Origin of the sequence: Actinoplanes hulinensis, from assembly GCF_019429605.1 — a bacterium.
Lineage (GTDB): Bacteria > Actinomycetota > Actinomycetes > Mycobacteriales > Micromonosporaceae > Actinoplanes > Actinoplanes campanulatus.
Genome location: NZ_JAHXZI010000001.1, coordinates 716,718 through 741,880, shown reverse-complemented (window position 1 = coordinate 741,880; position 25,163 = coordinate 716,718). Strand labels below are relative to the sequence as shown.

Below are 25,163 nucleotides of genomic sequence, written 5' to 3'. Positions count from 1 at the left end.
TCCGAACCCGGTAGCTAAGCCCTTCAGCGCCGATGGTACTGCACTCGGGAGGGTGTGGGAGAGTAGGACGCCGCCGGACTCAACGTGATAGAAAGGCCCACCCCATACGGGGTGGGCCTTTCTTTTTGCCCGGATCCGGAACCTGTTATCGCTCCGTTACCGAACTTCGCGAACCAAGACCGCCGGCCCCGCATCGCACCTTATGACTACGGAACGGCCACCTTCGGAACGGTCGCTGCCGCTGGGGATCTTGTCGTCACGGGGGCGATCAGGAGATCCGGCGGCAGCGGCGTAGCCGGGGACGGTCGATTTGCTTCTGTCGGTGCTCCGGGCGTACCGGAAGACGGGTTTGGAAAGCCGGTATGCTGGCGGGCAGGCCGTGACTGGCGCGTTCGGATGGTTGACCATCGGGGAGCGGCCTCGTCGAGATGACGACTTGCCGTGCGCCTGGGCCTCTTCGCTTCGTGATAGGGAGGTCCCATGCCTGAGTTGAACGCCGAATCCACCGCCTTCCGCGCCGCCCTCGAGGTGGTCCGGACCGTGGAGCCGCGGATCGCCGACGCGATCGCGCAGGAGCTGACCGACCAGCGTGAGTCGCTGAAGCTGATCGCGAGTGAGAACTACGCTTCCCCGGCTGTTCTGCTCGCCATGGGGAACTGGCTCTCCGACAAGTATGCGGAGGGCACCGTCGGCCGTCGTTTCTACGCCGGCTGCCAGAACGTGGACGCCGTCGAGTCGATCGCCGTCGAGCACGCCAAGGCCCTGTTCGGTGCGCCGTACGCCTACGTTCAGCCGCACTCCGGCATCGACGCGAACCTGGTCGCCTACTGGGCGATCCTGGCCGACCGGGTCGAGGTGCCGTACCTGAAGAAATTCGAGAAGCGGCAGATCAACGACCTGACCGACGCCGAGTGGGCCGAGCTGCGGCAGGCGTTCGGCAACCAGCGGCTGCTCGGCATGTCGCTGGACGCCGGTGGCCACCTCACCCACGGGTTCCGGCCGAACATCTCCGGCAAGATGTTCGACCAGCGCAGCTACGGCGTGGACCTGGCGACCGGCCAGATCGACTACGCGGCGCTGCGGGAGACGGCCCGTGAGTTCAAGCCCGCGGTGATCGTCGGCGGCTACTCGGCGTACCCCCGGAAGGTCAACTTCGCGACGCTGCGCGAGATCGCCGATGAGGTGGGCGCCACCTTCATGGTGGACATGGCGCACTTCGCCGGCCTGGTCGCGGGTGGCGTGTTCACCGGCGACTTCAACCCGATCCCGCACGCGCACATCGTCACCACCACCACGCACAAGAGCCTGCGCGGCCCGCGCGGTGGCGCGGTGTTCTGCCAGCCGGAGCTGTCCGCCCAGGTGGACCGCGGCTGCCCGATGGTGCTGGGTGGCCCGTTGCCGCACGTGATGGCGGCGAAGGCGATCGCGTTCGCGGAGGCCCGCCGGCCCGAGTTCTCGACCTACGCGCAGCAGATCGTCACGAACAGCCAGGCGCTGGCCGAGGGTCTGCTGAAGCGGGGTGTGCGGCTGGTCTCCGGCGGCACCGACAACCACCTGGTGCTGCTCGACGTGCACCCGTTCGGCATCACCGGCCGCCAGGCCGAGCAGGCCCTGCTGGACAGTGGCATCGTCACCAACCGCAACGCGATCCCGAACGACCCGAACGGCGCCTGGTACACCTCGGGCATCCGGATCGGCACGCCGGCGCTGACGAGCCGCGGCCTGGGTGTCGCGGAGATGGACCAGATCGCCGAGCTGATCCACCACGTGCTGTCGGCGACCACGCCGGCCGAGGGGTCGAAGGCGAAGTTCCACCTGGACCCGGCCCTGGCCGATCGGATCAGCAAGCAGGCCACCGAGCTGCTGGCGCCGTTCCCGCTCTACCCGTCGGTCGACCTCGGCTGATCTCGTCCTCTTCGGAGCCCTTCACCCCGCCGGGTGGAGGGCTCCGTCGTTTTTGCGCTGAGAACCCCAGATGTGAGTTGTGACGAACGCTAGCGGAACCGGTTCCGGAATCGGTGTTATCGACGTCCCCGAATCGCCGCGGCCAGCGATAACGCGCGATGAGCTGGGAAAACCTGGGCTGGTTCCGGAACCACGCCGACGTCTGGATTGTGAACCGGGGAACTCTTAGCGTCAGGAGTTGGGTGAGCGCTCTCCCATGATCATTCCTCCTCCGTCCTAGGAGATGCCATGTCCGTTCCCAGACGCTCCCCCTGGCGGCGCGGTGCCGCCGGCGGCCTGGTGGCCGTGCTGGTCGCCGGGCTGACCGCGATCACCGGCAGCAGCGCGGCCGCCGCCGAGGTCCTGCTCTCGCAAGGAAAGCCGGCCACCGCCTCGTCCACCGAGGCGCCCGGCGCCTACCTCGCCGCCGAGGCGGTCGACGGCAACACCGGCAGCCGCTGGTCGTCGGCCTTCGCCGATCCCCAGTGGCTCCAGGTCGACCTGGGCGCCTCCCAGGCGATCACCCGGGTCGAACTGAACTGGGAGACCGCGGCCGCCAAGGCGTACCAGATCCAGGTCTCCGACAATGCGTCCAGCTGGACCACGGTCCACTCGACGACCACCTCGACCGGCGGCAACCAGTCGGTGGCGGTCACCGGCACCGGCCGGTACGTGCGGATGTACGGCACGCAGCGGACCACCACCTACGGCTACTCGCTGTGGGAGTTCAAGGTCTTCGGCGAGACCGGCGGGCCGACCGTTCCGGGTGGCGGCAGCCTCGGCGCCAACGTGGTCGTCTTCGACCCGTCGATGTCGTCGGCCACCATCCAGGCCCGCGCCGACGAGATCTTCCGTCAGCAGGAGTCGGCCCAGTTCGGCACCGGCCGGTACGTGCTGGCGTTCAAGCCGGGCACCTACAACAACCTCAACATCCAGGTCGGCTTCTACACCTCGGTGGTCGGTCTCGGGCAGAACCCGCAGGACGTCCGGATCAACGGGGACATCACCGTGGACGCCGGCTGGTTCCAGGGCAACGCCACCCAGAACTTCTGGCGCTCGACCGAGAACCTGTCGGTCTACCCGGTGAACGGGGCGAACCGCTGGGCCGTGTCGCAGGCGGCGCCGTTCCGCCGGATGGACGTGCACGGTGATTTGAACCTGGCGCCCAACGGCTACGGCTGGGCCTCCGGTGGCTACATCGCCGACTCCCGGATCAGTGGTTCCGAGGGCCAGTACTCGCAGCAGCAGTGGTTCACCCGGAACAGCCAGATCGCGTCGAACACCAACGCGGTCTGGAACCAGATGTTCCTGGGTGTGCAGGGCGCCCCGTCGGGCGCCGCCTACCCGAACCCGCCCTACACCACGATCGCGGCCACGCCGGTGATCCGGGAGAAGCCCTACCTCTACCAGAGCGGCGGAGACTACGCGGTCTTCGTGCCCGGCCTGCGGACCAACTCGAGCGGCGTCAGCTGGGCGAACGGCAACACGCCGGGTGCCGGGATCCCGCTGAGCCAGTTCTACGTGGCCAAGCCGGGTGACACCGCGGCGCGGATCAACCAGGCACTCGCGCAGGGCCTGAACCTGATCTTCCAGCCGGGCATCTACCAGATCGACCAGACCATCGACGTGAACCGGGCGAACACCGTCGTCCTCGGCCTCGGCTACGCCACCATCATCCCGGTGAACGGCGTGACCCCGATGCAGGTCGCCGATGTGGACGGTGTGAAGATCGCCGGCATCCTGTTCGACGCGGGCACCACCAACTCGGCGAACCTGCTGGTGATGGGCCCGAACGGATCGTCGGCCAACCACGCCGCCAACCCGTCGACCGTGCAGGACGTGTTCTTCCGGATCGGCGGCTACATCGCCGGCAAGGCCACCAACAGCCTGCTGGTGAACAGCAACAACGTGATCGTCGACCACATCTGGGCGTGGCGGGCCGACCACGGCAACCCCGGGACGTACGGGTGGAACGTCGCGACCGGTGACAGCGGCCTGATCGTCAACGGCCAGGACGTCATCGGGTACGGGCTCTTCGTCGAGCACTACCAGAAGTACGAGGTGATCTGGAACGGCAACGGCGGCCGGACCTACTTCCTCCAGAACGAGATGCCGTACGACCCGCCGACCCAGGCCGCCTGGCGGACCGGGGCCAACGGGTACGCCGCGTACAAGGTGGCCGACTCGGTGACCACGCACGAGGCGTGGGGCATGGGCAGCTACTGCTACTTCAACGTGAACCCGTCGATCCACGCGGACCGTGGGTTCGAGGTGCCGGTCAGGTCCGGTGTGAGGCTGCACAACCTGCTGACCGTGTCGCTGGGCGGCAACGGGGTCATCGACCACGTCGTCAACACCACCGGTGGACCGGCTCAGGGGACGGCGACGGTCCCGTCGTACGTCGTCAACTTCCCGTAGGGATCTCACCGCTGCCGCGCGGAACGAGGGTGGTCGGCACCCGGATCTCGCGCGGCGGCCCCTCGTGGCCGTCGATGCGCTCGAACAGCGCGCCGGCGGCCACCCGGCCCATCCGGGCCGCGTCCTGGGCGACCACGGTGACCGCCGGCTCGAGCAGGTCGGCGAGGGGGAAGTCGTCGAAGCCGACCAGCGCCACCGAACGGTGCCGGTCCGCCCGTCGCAGCGCCCGGACCGCGCCCCGGGTGATCGGGTCGTGCCCGGCGAACAGCGCGGTCGGCGCGTCCGGGCGGCGCAGCAGGGCCAGCGTGGCGCGTTCCGCGGCGCTCTCGCCGTCGAGGTCGTGCACCACCGGACCGGGCCGGTCGCCGAGCGCCTGGCGGTAGCCGCGGAAACGGTCCCGTGCGGTCGGGGAGCTCTGGTGACCGCCGAGGTAGGCGATCCGGCGATGGCCTCGGGCGGTCAGGTGCCGGACCGCCGCGGCGGCGCCCGCCACGTTGGTGGAGACCACGGCGTCGGTCTCGAAGCCGGTCGGCGGGCGGTCCACGCAGACGATCGGTGTACCGGCGAAACGGGCCAGGTACGACTGATCGGAACCGGACGGCACCACGATGAGGCCGTCGGCCCGGCAGTACTGGAGGACGTGGGTCAGCTCCCCGGCCGGCCCGCCGGCGAGCAATCGCGCGCCGCGGGTCCGGGCCTCCTCCTCGACGGCCCGGTGCAGGGCGCCGGAGAAGGGATCCGCCAGGTCTTCCAGCAGCACCCCGATGGTTCTGTGCACGCTCGGTCCAATCACTCGGCGATGTTCCCGGAACTCATTGTGTCGTTCATCGATGTCCGGTGGCGCCACGCCGAATCCTCAGCCCTGACCGCGCCGGGCCGATCAAAGGGCTCATGTGGTTCCCGCGGGTCCGTCGCCGCCTTCCGCGAGTGCGGAGCAGCTCCCGGCTGTTCGCCACCTACGCGGCGGCCAGCCTCCTGCCCGTGGTCGCCCTGGGTGCTCTCCTGCTCCAGGACTACCGCGGGGACGCGGCCGCGCAGGGTCGCGAGCAGGGGCTGGCCCAGGCCGAGGTGATCGCCCGGATGGTGATCGCGCCCGTCCTGAACAGTGGTGGCTCGTCCACCCTCGGTGACGCCGACCTGAGCCGGCGGGGGCTCACCGCCGAGCAGTCCGAGCGGATGCGTGAGGCCACCCAGATCGCCGTGTACGACGGCTCGGTCCAGCACCTGCGGGTGCGCGGGTTCACCGGCCGGGTGATCTTCTCCGACGACGGCTCGACCGGCAGTGGCGTGCCGGTCTCGGACCCCGACTTCCGGTCCGCCGCCTCCGGTCACCCCCAGGCCCGGGTGGTCACCGGGGGGACCCGGACCATCCGGGTGATGCGGCCGCTGTTCCTCAACACCGGGCAGTCGGTCGGGGTGCTCGAGGTGTACCTGCCGTACCAGCGGATCGACGACCGCCTCCAGGCGCAACTGGTGCACACCTCCAAGCGCATCGCCGGCGGCCTCGTGGCCCTCTATCTGGTGCTCGGGCTGCTCGCCTGGTGGACCACCCGGTCGCTGAGCCGGTACGCCGCCGACCAGCGGCACAACGCGCTGCACGACGCGCTGACCGGTCTGCCCAACCTGGCGGCGTTCCGTACCTGGGCGGAGGCCGGACTGGCCGAGTCGCTGCGGGACGGGCAGCCGGGCGCCGTGGTGCTGGTCGACCTCAACCGGTTCAAGGAGGTCAACGACACCCTGGGCCACCACGCCGGCGACGAGTTGCTGCGGATCGTGGCCGACCGGTTCCGGGCCCGGCTCGGCGAGCGGGACATCCTGGCCCGGCTCGGCGGTGACGAGTTCGCGCTGTTCCTGCCGGGCCGTACCGGGCCCGAGGCGGTGGCGCTGCTGGCGAAGATCCGGGAGCGGCTGTCCGAGGAGATGGTGCTCGACGGTGTGCCGCTGAGCATCGAGGCGAGTTTCGGCATCGCGCTCTTCCCCGAGCACGGCGGGCGACTGGAGGAGCTCAAGCAGCGCGCGGACATCGCGATGTACCAGGGCAAGCGCGGCACCGCCGACATCGTCGTCTACTCCGGCGACGGCATCGGCCACTCGCACCAGTGGCTGGTGGTGCAGGCCGAGCTGCGGCACGCCCTGGAACGCGGCGAACTGGTGCTGCACTACCAGCCCAAGGTCAACCTGGCCGACGGCGAGGTCCGCGCGCTGGAGGCGCTGGTCCGCTGGCAGCACCCGCAGCGAGGGCTGGTTCCGCCGGGCGATTTCCTGCCGGCCGCCGAGCACTCCGGGCTGATCGTCCCGCTCACCGAGTGGGTGCTGCGCCGTGCCCTGACCGACCAGGTGGGCTGGTCCGCGGCCGGGCAGCAGTGGGCCGTCTCGGTCAACGTGTCCGCCCGCAACCTCGAGGTCCCCGGCTTCCCGGAGCTGGTGGCGAACCTGCTCGCGGAGACCGGCACCCCGGCCCGCCGGCTGGTCCTGGAGGTCACCGAGACCGCCCTGGCCGGCGACGGGGAGGCCGCCGCCCGGGTGATCGGCGAGATCGCGGCACTCGGCGTCGGCATCTCGGTCGACGACTTCGGCGCCGGATACACCAGCCTTTCGCACCTGCGGGAGGTGCCGGTCGACGAGATCAAGATCGACCGGGGCTTCGTCTCGGACGTCATCGACGACCCGCGGAGCCGGGCCATCGTCCGTTCGGTGATCGAGCTGGCGCACGGGCTCGGCAGCCGGGCCACCGCCGAGGGCGTGGAGACCGCCGAGATCTACCGCTGGCTCGTCGAGGCGGGCTGCGACGAGGCGCAGGGTTACCTGATCGGGCGCCCGGTGCCGTGGCCGCAGGTGGCGCCCGAGTTCGACGTACCGAAAACCGTCAGTGAAGCCGAGAGGGCCGTTCGATGACGCCATTGCGCCGGACCATCGCCGCCACCGGGGTCGCCCTCGTGCTGGCGGCCGGAGGTTGCACCCGGGCCGACGACACGGTGCGGCCCGGTGGGCTCGACGTGACCGGCACCGTGACGATGGACCAGGAGCTGCACGACAGGCTGCCCGAGGCGGTCCGGGCCCGGGGCTTCATCCGGCTGGTCACCGACGCGAGCTACGCGCCGATGGAGTACTTCGCGGCGGACGGGCGCACCATCATCGGGTTCGACGCGGACCTGGCCGCGGCGCTCGGCGAGGTGCTCGGCATCAGGGTCGAGATGGTGGTGGGCACCTTCGGCACCGCCCTGGACGAGGTGAGCGCCGGGACGTACGACGGAGTGCTCTCGTCGATGACCGACACGAAGGGACGGCAGGCCAAGGCGGACTTCGTCGATTACCTTTCCACCGGCACGTCGATCCTGGTGCAGCGGGGCAACGTGCAGGGGATCACGGAGCTCGACGATCTGTGCGGGCACAAGGTCGCCACCGAGAAGGGCACCTACCAGGAGGGGATGCTCCAGCGGATCCGCGCGAGGTGCGGCGCGGTGGGAATGGTCATCCATAGTCTGGGGACGAACGCCGACGCGATGATGGAACTGCGGACCGGGCGGGTGGCGGCGGTTTTGCAGGACTACCCGCCCGCCTCGTTCCTGGCCGCCGACGAGCGGACCAGCGCCTTCTTCCAGCTCGCCTCGGACCACCAGTACGAGACCGGGCTCTTCGGGATCGCGGTGGCCAAGGACGACACCGCCCTGCGGGACTGCCTGCGCGCCGCCCTGCAACGGCTCATCGATTCCGGCACCTACGCCGACCTGCTGGCCCGTTGGGAGCTGAGCGCCAGCGCGGTGACCGAGGCGACGGTCAACGGCGGATAGGCGACGATGGTTAACTACACACCCGTGTAGTACGCTACACGGGTGAGTAGTGGTAGCGACCTGACCGCCCGTGCCCGGATCCGGGAAGCGGCCATCGCGCTCTTCGCCGAGCGTGGTGTCGCCAGCGCCTCGATCCGGGACATCGCGCAGGCCGCCGGTGTCTCCTCGGGCCTGCTGCGGCACCATTTCGGGTCCAAGGAGGGCCTGCGTGACGCCTGCGACGAGTGGGCGATGAGCCGGGTCGTCCAGATCCAGATGCGGTTCACCGAGCTGGGCACGTTCGGCCCGATCGACCCCGAGTTCCTGGTGCTCCAGCGCTATCTGGTGCGGTCCCTGATGGACGGCTCGCCGCGTGGCATGGCGATGTTCACCCAGGCCGTCGAGCACGGCGAGCAGTGGCTGGCCGGCACCTCGCTCCAGTCGGCGGACCCGCGTGCCTTCGCCGCGGTCCTGGGCGCCATGAAGCTGGGCATGTTCGTGATGCGCGACCAGCTCACCGCGGTCCTCGGTGAGGACGCCGGTGAGCTGCCCGGCTATCTGCGCATGATCCGGGCCTCGGTGGAGATCTTCACCCAGCCACTCCTCACGCGAGAGCAGGCCGACCAGGCACTGAAGGCACTGGATCGGCTGGGTGATTCGTGATGGAGGCGATCCATGTCCGAGGCCATCGACGCTGAGGGACTGATCAAACGGTTCGGCGCGGTCACCGCGCTGGACGGGTTGGACCTGCGGGTCCGCACCGGGGAGGTGCACGGGTTCCTCGGGCCGAACGGGGCGGGCAAGACCACCGCGATCCGGGTCCTGCTGGGGCTGATGCGGGCCGACGGCGGATCGGCACGGTTGCTCGGGGGTGATCCCTGGGCCGACGCCACCGAGCTGCACCGCCGCCTGGCCTATGTGCCGGGTGACGTCACCTTCTGGCCCAACCTCACCGGCGGCGAGGTGATCGACCTGCTCGGGCGGCTGCGTGGCGGTGTCGACCGGAAGCGGCGGGACAGCCTGATCGAGCGGTTCGAGCTGGAGCCGCGCAAGAAGGGCCGGGCCTACTCGAAGGGCAACCGGCAGAAGGTGGCCCTGGTCGCGGCCCTCGCCTCCGATGTGGAGCTGCTGCTCCTGGACGAGCCGACCTCCGGCCTCGACCCGCTCATGGAGGAGGTCTTCCGGGAGGTGATCCTGGAGGAGAAGCGGCGCGGCGACCGGACCGTGCTGCTGTCCAGCCACATCCTGTCCGAGGTCGAGGCGCTCTGCGACCGGCTCACCATCATCCGGGCCGGCCGCGTCGTGGAGACCGGCACCCTCGGCGACCTGCGCCACCTCACCCGGACCACGATCCGCGCCGAGCTGACCGGCCCGGTGAACGGGCTGGGCGACCTGGCCGGTGTCCACGACCTGATCACCGAGGACGGCCGGGTGGCCTTCGACGTGGAGGCCGATGCCCTGGAGCCGGCCCTGAAAGCGCTGGTCGCCGCCGGGGTGCGCAGCCTGGTCAGTCAGCCGCCCTCGCTGGAGGAGCTGTTCCTGCGCCACTACACGCGGGACGAGGAGACCGCGCGATGACCGGCACCCTCAGTCTGCTCCGGTTGGTGCTGCGCCGGGACCGGGTCGCCATACCGCTCTGGGTGCTCGGGCTCGGGCTCCTGCCGTATGTCTACGTCACCGGGTTCGACACCCTCTTCGCCACGGCGCAGGAGCGGATGGACTACGCCCGGATCAGTTCGGGGAACGCCGGATTCGTCGCCCTCTACGGACCGCTGCACGGCGACAGCATCGGCGAGCTGACGGTCTGGCGTGGCGGTTTCGTACCGGTGATGATCGGCCTGGCCGCCCTGCTCACGGTGATCCGGCACACCCGGGCCGACGAGGAGGCGGGCCGGACCGAGCTGATCCGGGCCACCGTGGTCGGCCGGTTCGCGCAGCTCGCCGCCGCTGTGCTCGGCACCGCCGCGGCCTGCCTCGTGATGGGCGTGCTGGTGGCGGTGACCCTGATCGGCAAGGGGCTGCCGGCCGGCGGGTCGGTGGCGCTGGGCGCGGTCTTCACGCTGAGCGGCTGGGTCTTCGCCGGGGTCGGTGCGGTCGCCGCGCAGGTGAGCGAGACCGCCCGCGGCGCCCGGACGATCGCCGTGCTGGTTCTCGGCGCGGCCTACGTGCTGCGGATGGGCGGGGACATCTCGGCGCTCGGTGACGAGCGGATGGAGTGGCTGTCCTGGCTGTCCCCGGTCGGCTGGCTGCACCGGGTGTTCCCGTTCGGGACGGACGCCTGGGGGCCGGCACTGCTGACCCTGCTCGTCTCCGTCGTCACGGTCGGCGCCGCGGCGTACCTCTCGACCCGGCGTGATGTGGGCGGCGCCCTGGTCGCCGGACGGCTCGGACCGGCCACCGCGGCCGCGGGCCTGAGGTCGCCGGTCGCGCTCGCCTGGCGCCTGCACCGCGGCCTGCTGCTCGGCTGGACCGGCGGGTTCGCCGCCCTCGGGCTGGTCTTCGGCGGGGTCGCCGGCAGCGTGGCGGAGCTCACCGAGGACTCGGCGAACGTGAGCGAGGTGTTCAGCCGGTTCGGCGGGGCGGACGCCGTGCTCGACAACTACTTCTCCACCACCGCCGCGATCTGCGGGGTGATCGTGTCCTGCTACGCCGTGCAGGCGGCGCTGCGGATGCGCGACGAGGAGCAGACCGGGCACGCCGAGGCGGTGCTCAGCACCGCCGTCAACCGGTACGCCTGGGCCACCGGTCACCTGCTCTTCGCGCTGCTCGGCCCGGCCGCCGCACTGCTCGCCCAAGGCCTCACGGCCGGGCTGGTGCACGGCGATCCCGGGCCGGTGCTGGGCGCCTCGATCGCCCAGCTTCCCGCCGTCTGGGTGCTGGCCGGGCTGACCGTGCTGCTGGTCGGCGCGGCTCCCCGGCTGGCGCAGGCGGCCTGGGCGGCGGTCGCGGCGTGCCTGCTGGTGATGCTGGTCGGGCCACTGCTCGAGGTGGATCAGTGGGTGCTCGACATCTCGCCGTTCACCCACGTCCCGCATCTTCCGGGCGGAGACCTCACGACCGTACCCTTGATGATCTTGATCTTGATCGCGGCCGGTCTGGGCGGCGCCGGACTGATCGCCCTGCGCCGCCGCGACCTGCCGGTCTAGGAGCCCGAAGGACGCTTCGGCAGAACCAGCTCCTCGTGGTCCAGTTCCCGGTTGAGGATGCGCAGGTTGTCGTCGTTGAGACGGCCCGCGTCGCGCCAGCGCAGCAGCTCCTCGCGCTCGGCGTCGATCACCGCCTGCCGGACCATGAGCGCGGCCTCGTACTGCGGCGACTCCGGCACCTCGTGCGACTCGACCTGCTCCAGCAGGTCGAGTCGCCGCTGGTAGCGGTCCAGGCGGAACTGCAGCTGCTTGCGCATCGTCTCGATGGCCTCGTCCTCGACGTTGTCGTGCTGCTGCTCCTGGATGTCGTCGAGCCGGTCCAGGGCGACCACCACGGCGGCCGATCGGGCCTCGTTGCGCAGCTTCGCCTTGTCCGTCTGGTTGGCGCGCAGGCCCAGCCGGCGCACCAGCGGCGCGAAGGTGAGACCCTGCCCGACCAGGGTGACCAGCACCACCGCGATCGCACAGAAGTGCAGCAGTTCGCGGTCCGGGAAGCCGATCGGCAGGGTGAAGACGGCCGCCAGCGTGATGACACCGCGGGTGCCGGCCCAGCTCAGCGCGACCACCTCCTTGCCGGTGAGCGGGGCCTCGCGCTTCTCGACGTCGGTCTCCGGCTCGTCCTGGCCGCCCAGCCGGGTGCGCAGCGAGCGCGGCAGCCACTGGGTGGTCACCAGCCAGAGCGGGCGCAGCAGCAGCACCACGCCGAGCGTGATGGCCAGAGCGATCACGATGGTGCTGGTCTCGTACTTGGCCAGGCCCCGCACCACGTCGGGCACCTGCTGCCCGATGAGCAGGAAGACCACGCCCTCCAGCAGGAAGTCGATGAGCCGCCAGACCGCGCTGACCTGGAGACGGCTGGCGCCGGTCGTGTACCGCGGGGTGTCATGGCCGACGATCAGGCCGGCCACCACCACGGCCAGCACGCCGGAGATCGTGACGTAGTGGTGGACGAACGAGTTCTCGCAGATCGAGTACGCCGCGAGCGGGGTGATCAGGGAGAGGGCGTTGGCGTTGAGCGGGTCGTAGCGCAGGACCTTGAGCATGCGGACCGCGTAGGCCACGGCGACGCCGACCAGCACCCCGCCGGCCGCCGAGATGACGAACTGGCCGACCGCGTTGTCGAAGTTGAAGTTGCCGTCCCTCCACGCGGCCACCGCCACGGTCAGGATGGTCAGCGCGGTCGCGTCGTTGAGCAGGCCCTCACCCTGGATCAGGGTGACCAGCTTGCCGGGCAGCCCGGCCTTGCGGCCGACGGCGAGGGCCGCGACCGGGTCCGGCGGCGCGACGGTCGCGCCCAGCGCCACGCCGGCCGCGAGGGTGGCCCCGGCCACCCAGAGCGAGAAGCCGAGGCCGATCAGGAGCGCGGTGACCAGCACCAGCGCCACCGAGAGGCTGATCACCGTACGCGTGTTGCGCCGGATGTCCAGCAGGGATGAGTCGAGTGCCGCGTTGTAGAGCAACGGCGGCAGGACGAAGGTCAGGACGAGTTCGGGATCGAGGTCGATGTTCGGCCCCGGCAGGTAGGCGTACAGGATGCCGATCAGGGTCAGCAGGACCGCCGCCGGGAGGCCGGTCTTCTCGGTGACCCATCGGACGGCGACGATCACGCAGACCGCGCCCAGAACGAAAAGCAGGATCCCCTCGTAACTCATCCGATCATTGTCGCGGCTGCTCCAGGGCGATCCGGTTTCGGGTTGCGGTCAAAGCGTCACGATTCTTCTCAATTGCCGGGACGGCGGTCACGACGATCTTCCGGACCGTCGGGTCGGTGGTCGTCCGGAGCACGATCCTGGCGAGTTTGGCGGCCCGCTCGTACGCCGAGATCTGGGTGCTCACGAAGAGCGTGTCGAACTCCCGCCCGGACGTGGCCTGGTACCGCTCGTTGAGGGTGAGCTGTTCCGAGTTGGGCTCGGCGGGCAGCCGGACCTCCAGCGCCGCGGCGGCCGCGCGTACCTGCGCGTCCAGTTTGCGGTGGTACGCCACGAACCGTTTCCCCAGCTTGCGGACGGAGCTCACCTCGCCCTTGCGGGCGGCCAGCCGCCCGGCCGTGATCTGGGCCAGGTTGCCCTGATGGGCGGCGATCAGGAACTCCGCCTCCGGGCTGACGGGACGGGCCGGGGCCGCGGTTGTGGCGGTGACCGGCAGGGCGGCCAGAACAGCGGCCGCCATTACTGTGATCATGCGACGAATCATCATGATCACAGGATATTTGGGCAAAAAGGGGTGATCGCCGCTTCTGGCGACGATCACCCCTGGTGTATCAGTAGCGGTAGTGCTCCGGCTTGAACGGGCCCTCGACGTCCACGCCCAGGTACTCCGCCTGCTTCTTGGTGAGGGTGGTCAGCCGGACGCCGAGCGCGTCCAGGTGCAGCCGGGCCACCTTCTCGTCCAGGTGCTTCGGCAGCACGTAGACCTGCTTCTCGTACGCCCCCGGCTTGGTCCACAGCTCGATCTGGGCCATCACCTGGTTGGTGAACGAGTTCGACATCACGAAGCTCGGGTGACCGGTCGCGTTGCCCAGGTTCATCAGGCGGCCCTCGGAGAGGACGATCACCGAGTGGCCGTCCGGGAAGCGCCACTCGTGCACCTGCGGCTTGATCTCGATCTTCTCGATGCCCGCGACCTTGGCCAGCCCGGCCATGTCGATCTCGTCGTCGAAGTGGCCGACGTTGCCGACGATCGCGTTGTGCTTCATGGCCGACAGGTGCTCGACCGTGATGATGTCGGTGCCGCCGGTGGTGGTGATGAAGAGGTCGGCCTCACCCACCACGTCCTCGAGCCGGACCACCTGCATGCCGTCCATCGAGGCCTGCAGCGCGCAGATCGGGTCGATCTCGGTGACCACGACGCGGGCGCCCTGGCCACGCAGCGTCTCCGCCGAGCCCTTGCCGACGTCGCCGTAACCGCAGACCACGGCCAGCTTGCCGCCGAGCATCACGTCGGTCGCCCGGTTCAGGCCGTCGACCAGGGAGTGGCGGATGCCGTACTTGTTGTCGAACTTGCTCTTGGTGACCGCGTCGTTGACGTTGATCGCCGGGAAGAGCAGGGTGCCCTCCTTGGCCAGCTTGTAGAGCCGGGCCACACCGGTGGTGGTCTCCTCGGTGACGCCCTTGATCTCCGCGGCGATCTTGGTGAAGCGGTCCTTCGAGGAGGCCAGGCTCGCGCGCAGCGTCTCCAGGATGATCCGGTACTCGTGGACGTCGTCCTCGGTCGCCTGCGGGACCGCGCCCGCGCCCTCGAACTCGGCGCCCTTGTGCACCAGCAGGGTGGCGTCACCGCCGTCGTCGAGGATCATGTTCGGGCCCTGGCCGTCGCCGAAGTCGAACAGGCGCATGGTGGCCCACCAGTACTCCTCCAGCGTCTCGCCCTTCCAGGCGAAGACCGGGACACCGGCCGGCGCGTCGACCGTGCCGGTCGGGCCGACCACGGTCGCGGCGGCCGCCTCGTCCTGCGTGGAGAAGATGTTGCAGGACACCCAGCGGACCTGCGCGCCCAGCTCGACCAGGGTCTCGATCAGCACGGCGGTCTGCACGGTCATGTGCAGCGAGCCGGCGATCCGGGCGCCGCGCAGCGGCTTCGAGTCGCCGAACTCCTTGCGCAGCGACATCAGGCCGGGCATCTCGTGCTCGGCGAGACGGAGCTGGTGGCGGCCGGCCTCGGCGAGCGAGAGATCGGCGACCGCGAAGTCCAGTCCGTTGATGGATCGAAGTTTGTCGCTCATGAAAAGAGGGCTCCTCCCTCTCAGGAGGCGCCCTTTCGTCATCTTCACCCGCGCCGAGCGTGGCGGAGCCCGAGTCGGACATCCGTTGCAGCGCCTCTCGGCGGGGCCGTGAACCACCTTAACGCCCACCCCGCAAGATCACACCAGATGGTCAGAGTTCGGACGGCACCGTCCCGCCTTGATTTTGCGATTCAATGCAAGAAGCGAGCAGGAACTCGAAATTCAGCGACTGACTCTTGTGAGTTAGATCACCGGACATCTATCGTCGGCTCACCGTCTCTCCCATGGAGCCATCGATGTCCCAATGGTCCGCCCTTCTTCTCGGCATAGTGACCGGTGCGGCCGGTCTCGTCGCGCCGGCCGCGGCCGCTCCCGCGCCCACCGCGGTCACCCGGGCCGCCCTCGATCCCGCGCTGGTCGCCGGCCGCGGCGCAAACGTTCCCTTCCTGGAGCAGGAGGCCGAGAAGGCCGCCACCAACGGCACCGTCATCGGCCCGGACCGCACCGCCTACACGTTGCCCGCCGAGGCGTCCGGACGGTCCGCCGTCACCCTCGACCCGGGCGAGTGGGTGGAGTTCACCCTGCCCCGGGCCGCCAACGCGATCACCGTCCGCTACAGCATCCCGGACGCGCCGGAGGGCGGCGGGATCACCGCGCCGCTGTCGGTGACCACCCGGCACGGCACCCGCACCATGACCCTCACCTCGCAGTACTCCTGGCTCTACAACCAGTACCCGTTCACGAACGACCCCCGGGCCGACCTGCTGCACCCGGACTGGTGGATCACCGAGTGCGCCTGTGTGCCCGCCGCCACCGAGCCGAAACCGGTGATCACCAAGCCGTTCCGGCCGGCCCACTTCTACGACGAGCAGCGGCTCCTGCTCGGGCACACGGTCCGGGCCGGCGACCGGGTCCGGCTCACCGCGCGCGAGGTGCCGACCACCATCGACCTTCTCGACTCCGAGCTGGCCGGCGCCCCGAAGATCGACCTCTCCGGGGTCAACGTCCTGCTCTTCGGCGCCGACCCGACCGGCCGCCGGGACTCCGCGCCGGCCATCGAGAAGGCGATCGCGCATGCCAAGCGGGCACACCGCGGGGTCTACCTGCCGCCCGGCGTCTTCCAGGTGAACCGGCACATCCTGGTCGACGACGTGACGATCACCGGGGCCGGCAACTGGTACACGATCATCAAGGGCCGTGAGGTCGCCCTCGGCGAGCCCGCTCCGGACGGCTCGGTGCACACCGGCGCCGGCTTCTACGGCCGGGACGCGGCCGACGGCGGCAGCCGCAACGTGCACCTGTCCGGGTTCGCGATCCAGGGCGACGTCCGCGAGCGGATCGACACCGACCAGGTCAACGCCATCGGCGGCGCGATGAGCGACTCCAGCGTGGACGGACTCCACATCCAGCACACCAAGGTCGGCCTGTGGTTCGACGGTCCCATGTCGAACACCCGCATCACCGACAACATCATCGTCGACCAGATCGCGGACGGCCTGAACTTCCACACCGGGGTGGTGAACTCGGTGGTGCGCGGCAACTTCGTCCGCAACACCGGCGACGACGCGCTGGCCATGTGGTCGGAGAAGACCGCCGACTCGGGCAACGTCTTCGACCGCAACACCGTCCAGTCGCCGACCCTGGCCAACGGCATCGCGATCTACGGCGGCCACGACACCACCGTGTCGAACAACCTGATCGCCGACCCGGTGCGCGAGGGCAGCGCCCTGCACGCCGGGACCCGGTTCGGCGCCGAGCCGTTCACCGGGCACCTGCGGTTCACCGGCAACACCACGGTGCGGGCCGGGACGTACGAGCTGAACTGGCGGATCGGTCTCGGCGCGATCTGGATGTACGCGCTGGAGGGCAGCATCGGCGCGGACGTCCAGGTGACCGGTGACCACTACCTGGACAGCACGTACAACGCGATCATGCTGGTCACCGAGTGGGGCGTGAAGGACCTCTACTCGATCGACGGCGTGACGTTCAAGGACATCCGGGTCGACGGCACCGGCACCAGCGTGCTCAGCGCCCGTGCCGGCGGATCGGCCTCGTTCGAGAACGTGGACGCCCGCAACGTCGGGGCGGTCGGGGTGAACAACTGCGGCCGGTTCCGGTTCACCCCGGAGGGCTCCGAGTTCGCCCTCACCGACCGCGGCGGCAACGACGGTGGATGGCTCGGGCCGTACGTCCCGAATGTCATCACCTGCGACGACCGTCCGCCGGTGGTCGCTCCGCCGGCACCCTCCCGGTGGTGATCGCAACCCCTGTCGCCCGGCCGTGACGACCACAGAGTGGCGTCACGGCCGCACCGGGTAATACCGGCTGAGCAGTTGGTTTCCCGGGGGAGGGCTTGGGTAGCCTGGTCGGCGCTGCGCGGACCGGAAGATGGGAAACACGTTGAGCCGAACCCTGTTGGTCACCGGTGGCGCCGGATTCGTCGGCAGCTCCTTGATCAGGTCGCTGCTGAACGATTTCCCCGACGCCGTGGTGATCTCGCTGGACAACTACTTCACCGGAACCCCGGAGAACCACGTCCACGACCCCCGGGTCACCTACATCGACGGGCCGACCGCGGACATCGCCAAGATCTGGGCCGGCCGGGGGCTCCCGGCGCCCGAGCTGGTCTTCCACCTCGGTGAGTACTCGCGTATTCCGCAGTCCTTCGACGACCACGACCTGACCTGGGACTTCAACCTCCTCGGCACCAAGGAGGTGGTCAAGTTCACGGCCGGGCACGGCGCGAAGCTGATCTACGCCGGGTCCAGCTCCAAGTTCGGCAACGACGGGGAGGACGAGAACCTCAACCCGTACGCGTGGACCAAGGCGAAGAACATCGAGTACATCAAGAACTACTCGAACTGGTTCGGCCTGGACTACGCGATCGCCTACTTCTACAACGTCTACGGCCCCGGCCAGATCACCCACGGCAAGTACGCCACGGTGATCGGCATATTCGAGCGGCAGTACCTGGCCGGCGAGCCGCTGACCGTCGTCTCCCCGGGCACCCAGACCCGCGACTTCACCCACATCGACGACATCGTCCGTGGCCTGGTGCTGGTGGCCCGCAGCGGCTCCGGTGACGGCTACCTGCTCGGCACCGGCTGCGAGTGGCCGCTGGTCAAGGTCGCCGAGATGTTCGGCACCGGGTTCACGCTGGTCGCGGAGCGGCGCGGCGAGCGTGTCCGGGGCCAGGCCGACATCACCAAGGCGACCGGCCTGGGCTGGCGCCCGGAGCAGCGGCTGGACGAGTACATCGCGGCGTTCACGGCGGCGCACCCGCGCTGAGACGACCCGAGCCGGATCGGATGTATAGCTTGGCCCAGGAGGGGCATCCCGTGCGTCATGCAGAACGGGATCCGGGTAGCAGTCGTGGACGATCATGCCGCCTTCGTGCGCGGCCTGGAGCTGTTGCTTCCTGAGGTGAGCGGCGGCCGGGCCACAGTCGTGGCCACCGCCGGGGACGGGGCGCAGGCGGCCGGCGTGGTCCGTGACGCCGTCCCCGATCTGGTTCTCGTCGACCTGCACATGCCGGCACCCGGTGGCGTCCAGGCGATCACGGCCGTCCGCGCGGCCGCTCCCCGGGCCCGGGTGTTCGCCATGTCCCGCGGCGACGACCCGGAACAGGCTCTAGACGCGCTGCGGGCCGGCGCGGCGGGCTTCCTGCCGAAGACCGGCGAGCCCGCCGAACTGACCCAGCCACTGATGGCCGCGCTGGCGGGCTGGGCCCTGCTGCCCGCACCGCTGCTGAGCATGCTGGTCGAGCGGAGCCGCCCGGCCGGCACGCTGCCGGCCGCCGTCCAGCTCGACGACGACGACCGGCGGCTGCTCCGGCTGATCGCCACCGGCTCGTCGACCAACGAGATCGCGGGGCTGCTGCACGTCTCCGAGCGCACGGTGAAACGCCTGACCGCGGCGCTGCTGCGGAAACTGCGGGTGTCCAGCCGTACCGAGGCGGCCGCGCTGGCGGGCAGCGCCGGCCTGGTGTGAGTCAGCCGGTCGCCCGGGGGCGCGCGGTGACGGCGGACAGCGGCGTCGCCACGTCCTCCAGCGACCTGCCCTCGGCGTCGATGCCGATGACGGCCTCCACGATGCCGCCGACCGCCATCACCGCGGCGCCGATCAGGAAACCGATGAACAGCCGGTTCGGGTCGTCGCCCTCGCCGATCAGCGCGCCGTAGAAGACCGGCCCGATCGCGCCGAAGCACTGCGCGATGGCGAAGAAGACCGCAATGGCCTGGGCCCGGATCTCCAGCGGGAAGATCTCGCTCACCGTGAGGTACGCCGAACTGGCCCCCGCCGACGCGAAGAAGAAGATGACACTCCACGCGATCGTCTGCGTCGTCGCGTTCAGCAGGCCCTCGTTGAAGAGGACCGCGGTGATCGCCAACAGCGCGCCGGACAGCAGATAGGTGCCGGCGATCATCTTCCGCCGGCCCACCGTGTCGAAGAGCCGCCCGATGGTGAGCGGGCCGATCAGGTTGCCCAGCGCGAACGCCACCAGATAGAGCGGCGCGGCCTTCTCGTCGACGCCGTAGAACTTGGTCAGCACCATCGTGTAGGTGAAGAAGATCGCGTTGTACAGGAACGACTGCGTGATCATGAGGGTCGCGCCCAGCGTCGACCGGGCCGGGTAGACCTTGAACAGCACCCGCAACAGCGACAGGTAACCGTGCGGCCTGCTGGGCCGGATGTCGATCGCCTTCGCGTCGTCCACCGGCGCCAGCGTCTGGCCGGACGCCTCGGCGGCCCGCTCGATCCGGGCGATGTTCTCCTCGGCCTCCGCCTCCCGGCCGTGCATGATCAGCCAGCGCGGGCTCTCCGGCAGGTGCCGGCGCAGACCCCAGATCGCCAGGCCGATGACCGGGCCGATCAGGAAGGCGATCCGCCACGCCAAGTTCAGCGACACGTTGTTGAGCAGGATGTACGTCCCGAGCGTGCCGATGATCGCGCCGCCCCAGTAGGTGCCGTTCACCCCGATGTCGACCCGGCCCCGGTACTTGGCCGGCATCATCTCGTCGATCGCGGAGTTGATCGCGGCGTACTCGCCGCCGATACCGGCTCCCGCGATGAATCTGGTGAGATACAGGAAGACCAGTGCCGCAGGGCCGTTACCCCAGGTCAGGGCGGTGAGAGCGTTTCCGCCGAGGTAGACGGCGAGGGTCACGATGAACAGGTTCCGCCGGCCCATCGCATCGGAGAGACGGCCGAAGAAGAGCGCGCCGAACACCTCACCCAGCAGATAGACGGTGGCGATCAACCCGACCTGGGTCGAGCTGAGAGCCAGGGTCTCCTGCTCGGCGAGGACCGGCCCGACCGCGCTGGCCACGGTGATCTCGAGCCCGTCGAGGACCCAGGCCGTACCCAGGGCGAGGACGATCCTGGTGTGGAACGGCGACCAGCTGAGCCGGTCGATGCGAGCGGGGATGAGACTGCGGATGGTTCCCGATCCGGAGGCCGGGGCCGGGGACCCGAGATCATGCGCCATGGACGCACCTCCATATGAGTGATGTGCTCACGGTGTACCCAGCAACCTCACAGCTACCCACACGTATCCCAAGGTCGTCCGTTTACGCCTCATTTCTGCTCGTGGAGCGCCTCACCGGCTCGTATCCGGCCACGTCCGAACCTGATGAAAACGGCGGGCGTACGGCGTACCGGTGAGCGCCGCGACGAGCAGAGGTCGCAGGGTCATTCGCAGTTCACCTGATCGCCCGTGCCGTAGCTGTACTCGTGCCGGCACGAGTCGACGCCGTCGCCGCCGTCGAGGGTGTAGCGGCTGTACGCCTCGAAGCCGCCCCCGTAAAGGGTGTCGTCGCCGGCCTCGCCGTAGACCTTGTCGACGCCGGTCTTGGAGCCGTCGTCGGCGTGCAGTTCGTCGTTGCCGCCGCCGCCGCGGATCACGTCCGCGCCGCTCGAGCCGTTGATGACGTTGGCGCCGCCGTTGCCGGTCAGTACGTCGTCGGCCCAGCCGCCGTACAGGTTCTCGACGTCGGATCCGATGCTGTCCTTCTCGCCGCTGGAGCCGTCGTCGCCGCTCTGCCCGTCGAGGTCGGCGACCACCCGGACCAGCCGGTCGCCGTACGAGACGGTGTCCCTACCGGCGCCGCCGGACAGCTGGTCGTTGCCGAAGTCGGCGGTGAGGTTGTCGTCGCCGTCGCCGCCGAACAGCCGGTCGTTGCCGTCGCCGCCGACCAGGTAGTCGTCGCCGCCCAGACCGTGCAGGGTGTCGTTGCCCTCGCCGCCGTCCAGCCAGTTGGGGCTCCCGTTGGCGGCCAGCCAGTCGTTGCCGTTGCCGCCGCGGAGACCTTCGACATCCGTACCGATGGAGTCGCCCTCGCCGGCCTGGCCGTCGTCGCCGGACTGCCCGTCGGCGTCGGCCGCGACCGCCCTGCTCCGGGCCATGTACTCGACCGCGTCGCTGCCGGGGCCGCCGTGGATGACGTCCCGGGCCGCGCCGTCCCGGCCGCCCTGCCAGAAGCTGTCGGAGCCGTCCTCGCCGTAGAGGACGTCCCGGCCGGTGCCCTCGTCGAACATGTCGTCGCCGGTGCCACCGCGGACCACGTCGTTGCCGGCGCCCGGGTCGATCCGGTCGTTGCCGGAGTCGCCGTGGATGTAGTCGGTGCCGGGTCCGCCGCGCAGGTCGTCGGCGCCGATGCCGCCACGGATGACGTTGACGCCGCCGTCCGGGTAGATGTAGTCGTTGCCGCCGTTGCCGTAGATCGTGTCGTTGCCGCTGCCGCCGAACAGGTTCTCGCCGCGCGGCCCGCCGATGATCTTGTTGGTGCCGCTGCCGGCCCGGATCCACAGGCTCAGGTCGCTCTGGTTCACGACGGTGTCGTTCTTGTCGAACGTGTGGATCGCCCCGCCGGTGGGCGCCCCCGACGTGGTGCACCGCACCCGCGTCTTGTCGCCGCCCACCCGCTTGCAGCCCGCGCCGGGTTTGATCGTGACCCGGTCGTCGATGGTGACCGTGTTGCCGGACCGCGTGATCGTCACGTAGTTGACCCGGTTGGCGGCCGCGCTGAACTTGATCTGCGTCCGGTTCAGCACCTGCGCGGTGCCGACGGCGGCGGCCGAGGCCGGGCCGGCGATCGTCAGACCGGCGAGAACGACGGCGGTGATGGTGCCGGCCCGTAGCGTCTTCATGGAACTCCTGTTCATCGGGCGATGTACCCGCCGTAGCCGACCCCGTTGGGGTCGAGGAACCGGCCGCTGGTCAGGGTGGCGTTGCCGAGGCCCCGGTAGCCGCCGAGGAAGCGGGTGACCGTTCCCGATCCGTAGCCGGGATGGTCACCGGCGACCTGCTCGGAGGGGGCGCTCACCAGCGCGTCGATACCGCCGGAGCCGTTCAGGTCGAGCAGCGCGACGTTCGCCCCGAACCGGTCGCCGCGCTCGGCGCCGTCCGGCACTCCCGCCGACGACTGGGTGAGGGTCTGCGACTTGGCGCCGGTCAGGCCCTTGGCCGAACCGCGCAGCAGCACGACGGCGCCCGCGTCGTTGTTCTCCCCGGGCACACCGACCAGCACGTCGGCACGGCCGTCGAGGGTGACGTCGCCGACCGCGATGCTGTCGCCGAACCGGTCCCCGCCCTCGGCGGCGCCGGCCACGCCCGGGCTGCTCTGGGAGATCGCGATGACGCCCTTGGCGGAGAGCCCGGTGGTACGTCCCGGAACGGTGACGACCATGCCGCCGTAGATCTCGGCGCCCGCCTGTGCCCCGGACACCCCGCAGACGACCTCGCCGTACCCGTCGCCGGTGGTGTCACCGATCGCCAGGGCGGCGCCGACCTCCCAGACCCCGATCTTGCGGACGGTCGTGGCGATCTTGCCGCCGCTGAGCGCGGTGACCTTCTTCAGCGACACACCGGCGGACGTTCCCCAGAACTGGGTGATGGTCCCGCTGCCGTTGTAGCGGCTGTCCGGACGCTCGCCCGGGGCGCCGATGACAAGTTCCTGGTTGCGGTTCTTGTCGATCCGCCCGATCGCGACGGCGAAGCCGAACTTGTCCTGGGCGCCGGGCGACCCGGGAACCCCGGCGGTGTCCTGGCTGATCCAGCGGGCGCCACCGGCGGTGATGCCGCCCGAACCGCCCTTGAGCAAGACGGCCGCTCCGGCCTCCGCCTTGTTCCCGATCCGCTTGCGCGGGATGCCGATGGCCAGCTCGTCCGGCCGTCGCCGGTGATGTCGCCGGCCGCGAGCGAGAAGCCGAACCAGTCACCCTGCACGGAGAGGCCGGGCACGCCGGCGGTGCTCTGGTTGAAGTGCTGGGCCCGGTTCGGCTGGAGTCCGCCCGGCCCACCCGGGACGATCCAGACCGCGCCGGCGACGTACCCCATGTTGCGCAGATCGGCCTCGTTGTAGTCGCCGATCGCGAGGTCGTCGTACCGGTCGCCGTTGAAGTTGCCGGCCGCCATCGAGTAGCCGAAGCCGCCGCCGCCGCTGCCCGGGATCTCGGTCCTGAGCACGTCGCGATGGGCCGCCGACGAGTAGGCGACGGCCACCCCCACGTTGCTGAAGACCGCGACGTCGTCGCGGTTGTCGCCGTCGAAGTCGGCGCGGCTCGTGCCCTTGCCGGTGTAGGGCCTGACGCTGACCGGCGTGCGTTCCAGCAGCAGGGTGACGCCGTCCCGGACGACCTCCGTCACGGTGGGGGAAGCGGCTTCGGCGGCGACCGGAGACGTCAGCACGGTGGCGCCGGCGATCGCCGCGACGAGCACGCTGCGCGTGTACCTCATGGGGTGCTCCTCAGGCTAGGAGCAGCAGATTACCTATCCATGAATCGAAGGGGATCCCCGTTTCCGGCCGCTGTCGATCACGGAACGGCGACGATTCGCAGGCGTCACGACGAACCGGGACCGGATCGTCCTAAATTCCCCGAAAATCCAAGACCATCGAGGGGTACGCCCAGAGCGCACCCGATCCTCAGAGGCCGACCCACCGGCCGGAGGCGGCGGACTCGGTCACCGCGTCGAGGATCTCGGCGGCCGCGATCGCGTCGGCCAGGGTCGCGCCGTGCGGCACCCCCTCGGCGATCGACCGCAGGAACAGCCCCGCCTCGATCACCTTGAGGTCGTCGTACCCCAGCGGGATGCCGGCCCCCGGCTGGAAGTCGCCGTGTGCGCCGTCGCCCGGGCCCACGAAGACGGTCGCGTCGCCGATCCGCAGCTCACCCATCCGCCGGAAGTCCCAGGACAGCACCCCCTCGGTGCCGTGCACGGTGAACCCGTACCGGTTCTGCTCCCCGGCCGCCACCCGGCTGGCCTCCAGCGTGACCCGGGCCCCGGAACGCATCCGCAGCAGCGCCCCGAACCAGTCCTCGTTCTCGACCGGGCCGGGCTCACCCGTACCCCGCTGGTGTCCGGAGGTGGCGCCCGCCGGCCGCGGGCGTTCGGCGATGTGGACAGCCGTGTCGGCGACCAGCGCGGACACCTCACCGAGCAGGTGGCGGACCAGGTCGGCGGCGTGCGAACCCAGGTCGCCGAGCACCCCGTTGCCGCCGCGGGCCCGCTCGAACCGCCAGCTCAGTGCGGCGTCCGGGTCGGCCGCGTAGTCGCTGAAGAAGCGGAACCCGGCGTGCGTCACCCGGCCGATCCCGCCGGCCCGCAGGATCTCCCGGGCCCGGGCCACGGCCGGCGCGTGCCGGTAGTTGAAGCCGACCGCGACCCGCACGTCCCCGGTGACGGCGCGGGCGTCGGCGGCGCTCAGGCCGACCGGCTTCTCGATCCAGAGGTGCCGTCCGGACGCGGCGAACGCGGCGCCGATCTCCCGGTGCAGGAAGTTCGGCGCGGTCACGCTGACCGCCGCGATCCGCGGGTCGCCGAGCAGCGCACGCCAGTCCGTGGTGGCGGTGGCGAACCCGTACACCCCGGCGGCCTCGGCGGCCCGGCCCGGCACGTCGTCGGCGACCGCGATCAGCTCCGGCCGGGGCAGCTCCGGGTAGTGATGGCCGACCCGCGCCCACGCCCGGGTGTGCGCCCGGCCCATCCAGCCGAACCCGATCACCGCGACGCCGATCGATCCCATCCCGGTCATCGTAGGTGTGGTCCGGGTGGCAGGTCGACGGCTCCGTGCGGTTAGGTGGGAGTGGTGAGTTCGACCTGTGACCGGGACGATTCGCTTGCGTAACGACGAACCGGGCCCGGATCAACCTTTCGGTTGATCA

Annotated in this window: 18 protein-coding genes, 1 rRNA gene, 1 pseudogene and 1 riboswitch; of the genes and pseudogenes, 11 read left to right on the top strand and 9 right to left on the bottom strand. The window is 70.2% G+C overall.

Features of this window, described 5'->3' with window-relative positions:
* From rrf to KZ829_RS03635, 3 genes are all read left to right on the top strand, one after another.
* Positions 1–79 (top strand): 5S ribosomal RNA (gene rrf / locus KZ829_RS44995); the annotation flags it as partial.
* 290 nt (positions 80–369) lie between these two features.
* Positions 370–460: riboswitch (ZMP/ZTP riboswitch) on the top strand.
* A gap of 20 nt (positions 461–480) precedes the next feature.
* Entirely contained in the window at positions 481–1,905 is a 1,425-nt protein-coding gene (locus tag KZ829_RS03640; protein ID WP_220142381.1) for a glycine hydroxymethyltransferase, read from the top strand.
* Between the two features lie 288 nt (positions 1,906–2,193).
* Positions 2,194–4,362 (top strand): discoidin domain-containing protein, encoded by a 2,169-nt coding sequence (locus KZ829_RS03635; protein ID WP_220142380.1) that lies wholly within the window; start codon positions 2,194–2,196, stop codon positions 4,360–4,362.
* On the opposite strand, the gene KZ829_RS03630 is transcribed toward KZ829_RS03635, so the two are convergent.
* Entirely contained in the window at positions 4,349–5,140 is a 792-nt protein-coding gene (locus KZ829_RS03630; protein WP_308285319.1) for a substrate-binding domain-containing protein, read from the bottom strand. The genes KZ829_RS03635 and KZ829_RS03630 overlap by 14 nt on opposite strands.
* Before the next feature lie 149 nt (positions 5,141–5,289).
* On the opposite strand from KZ829_RS03630, the gene KZ829_RS03625 reads away from it, so the two are divergent.
* From KZ829_RS03625 to KZ829_RS03605, 5 genes are read left to right on the top strand one after another with little or no spacing between them, the layout of a single operon-like run.
* Positions 5,290–7,257, top strand: coding sequence for a putative bifunctional diguanylate cyclase/phosphodiesterase (locus tag KZ829_RS03625; RefSeq protein WP_308285318.1), 1,968 nt, complete (start codon positions 5,290–5,292; stop codon positions 7,255–7,257).
* Positions 7,254–8,153, top strand: coding sequence for an ABC transporter substrate-binding protein (locus KZ829_RS03620; RefSeq protein ID WP_220142377.1), 900 nt, complete (start codon positions 7,254–7,256; stop codon positions 8,151–8,153). The genes KZ829_RS03625 and KZ829_RS03620 overlap by 4 nt, the downstream gene beginning before the upstream one ends.
* A gap of 42 nt (positions 8,154–8,195) precedes the next feature.
* Positions 8,196–8,795, top strand: a complete 600-nt coding sequence (locus KZ829_RS03615) for a TetR/AcrR family transcriptional regulator (RefSeq protein WP_204300157.1) — start codon at positions 8,196–8,198, stop codon at positions 8,793–8,795.
* A 12-nt stretch (positions 8,796–8,807) separates the two neighbouring features.
* On the top strand, positions 8,808–9,710 hold the full coding sequence (locus tag KZ829_RS03610; protein ID WP_220142376.1) for an ABC transporter ATP-binding protein: 903 nt from the start codon (positions 8,808–8,810) through the stop codon (positions 9,708–9,710).
* On the top strand, positions 9,707–11,278 hold the full coding sequence (locus KZ829_RS03605) for an ABC transporter permease (RefSeq protein ID WP_220142375.1): 1,572 nt from the start codon (positions 9,707–9,709) through the stop codon (positions 11,276–11,278). The genes KZ829_RS03610 and KZ829_RS03605 overlap by 4 nt, the downstream gene beginning before the upstream one ends.
* Here KZ829_RS03605 and KZ829_RS03600 read toward each other — a convergent pair.
* The 3 genes from KZ829_RS03600 to ahcY all read right to left on the bottom strand — a co-directional run bounded on the left by KZ829_RS03600 (position 11,275) and on the right by ahcY (position 14,999).
* Positions 11,275–12,930 (bottom strand): Na+/H+ antiporter, encoded by a 1,656-nt coding sequence (locus tag KZ829_RS03600; protein WP_220142374.1) that lies wholly within the window; start codon positions 12,928–12,930, stop codon positions 11,275–11,277. The genes KZ829_RS03605 and KZ829_RS03600 overlap by 4 nt on opposite strands.
* A gap of 4 nt (positions 12,931–12,934) precedes the next feature.
* The gene (locus KZ829_RS03595; RefSeq protein ID WP_220142373.1) at positions 12,935–13,459 is read right to left on the bottom strand and encodes a DUF4142 domain-containing protein; all 525 of its coding nucleotides are present in this window, start codon (positions 13,457–13,459) and stop codon (positions 12,935–12,937) included.
* 79 nt (positions 13,460–13,538) lie between these two features.
* On the bottom strand, positions 13,539–14,999 hold the full coding sequence (gene ahcY, locus KZ829_RS03590; RefSeq protein ID WP_220142372.1) for an adenosylhomocysteinase: 1,461 nt from the start codon (positions 14,997–14,999) through the stop codon (positions 13,539–13,541).
* A 296-nt stretch (positions 15,000–15,295) separates the two neighbouring features.
* On the opposite strand from ahcY, the gene KZ829_RS03585 reads away from it, so the two are divergent.
* The 3 genes from KZ829_RS03585 to KZ829_RS03575 all read left to right on the top strand — a co-directional run bounded on the left by KZ829_RS03585 (position 15,296) and on the right by KZ829_RS03575 (position 18,989).
* Complete coding sequence (locus tag KZ829_RS03585; protein ID WP_246634921.1) at positions 15,296–17,257, top strand: glycosyl hydrolase family 28-related protein; 1,962 nt, start codon at positions 15,296–15,298, stop codon at positions 17,255–17,257.
* 130 nt (positions 17,258–17,387) lie between these two features.
* A complete protein-coding gene (locus tag KZ829_RS03580; RefSeq protein ID WP_220142370.1) occupies positions 17,388–18,287 on the top strand; it encodes an NAD-dependent epimerase/dehydratase family protein in 900 nt (299 codons plus the stop codon).
* Positions 18,288–18,344: 57 nt separating this feature from the next.
* Positions 18,345–18,989: a response regulator transcription factor gene (locus KZ829_RS03575; protein WP_204300165.1), complete on the top strand. Its 645-nt coding sequence runs from the start codon at positions 18,345–18,347 to the stop codon at positions 18,987–18,989.
* A gap of 1 nt (position 18,990) precedes the next feature.
* Here KZ829_RS03575 and KZ829_RS03570 read toward each other — a convergent pair whose 3' ends face one another.
* The 5 genes and pseudogenes from KZ829_RS03570 to KZ829_RS03550 all read right to left on the bottom strand — a co-directional run bounded on the left by KZ829_RS03570 (position 18,991) and on the right by KZ829_RS03550 (position 25,024).
* Complete coding sequence (locus tag KZ829_RS03570; protein WP_220142369.1) at positions 18,991–20,487, bottom strand: MFS transporter; 1,497 nt, start codon at positions 20,485–20,487, stop codon at positions 18,991–18,993.
* Positions 20,488–20,690: 203 nt separating this feature from the next.
* On the bottom strand, positions 20,691–22,148 hold the full coding sequence (locus KZ829_RS03565; protein ID WP_220142368.1) for a calcium-binding protein: 1,458 nt from the start codon (positions 22,146–22,148) through the stop codon (positions 20,691–20,693).
* 11 nt (positions 22,149–22,159) lie between these two features.
* Positions 22,160–23,101 (bottom strand): FG-GAP repeat protein, encoded by a 942-nt coding sequence (locus tag KZ829_RS03560; RefSeq protein WP_246634920.1) that lies wholly within the window; start codon positions 23,099–23,101, stop codon positions 22,160–22,162.
* A gap of 215 nt (positions 23,102–23,316) precedes the next feature.
* Positions 23,317–23,415: pseudogene (locus KZ829_RS44790) on the bottom strand (hypothetical protein); the annotation flags it as partial.
* Positions 23,416–23,923: 508 nt separating this feature from the next.
* Positions 23,924–25,024 carry a Gfo/Idh/MocA family protein gene (locus tag KZ829_RS03550; protein WP_246634919.1) on the bottom strand — a complete coding sequence of 367 codons (1,101 nt, stop codon included), beginning with the start codon at positions 25,022–25,024 and terminating at the stop codon, positions 23,924–23,926.
* Positions 25,025–25,163: the final 139 nt, after the last annotated feature.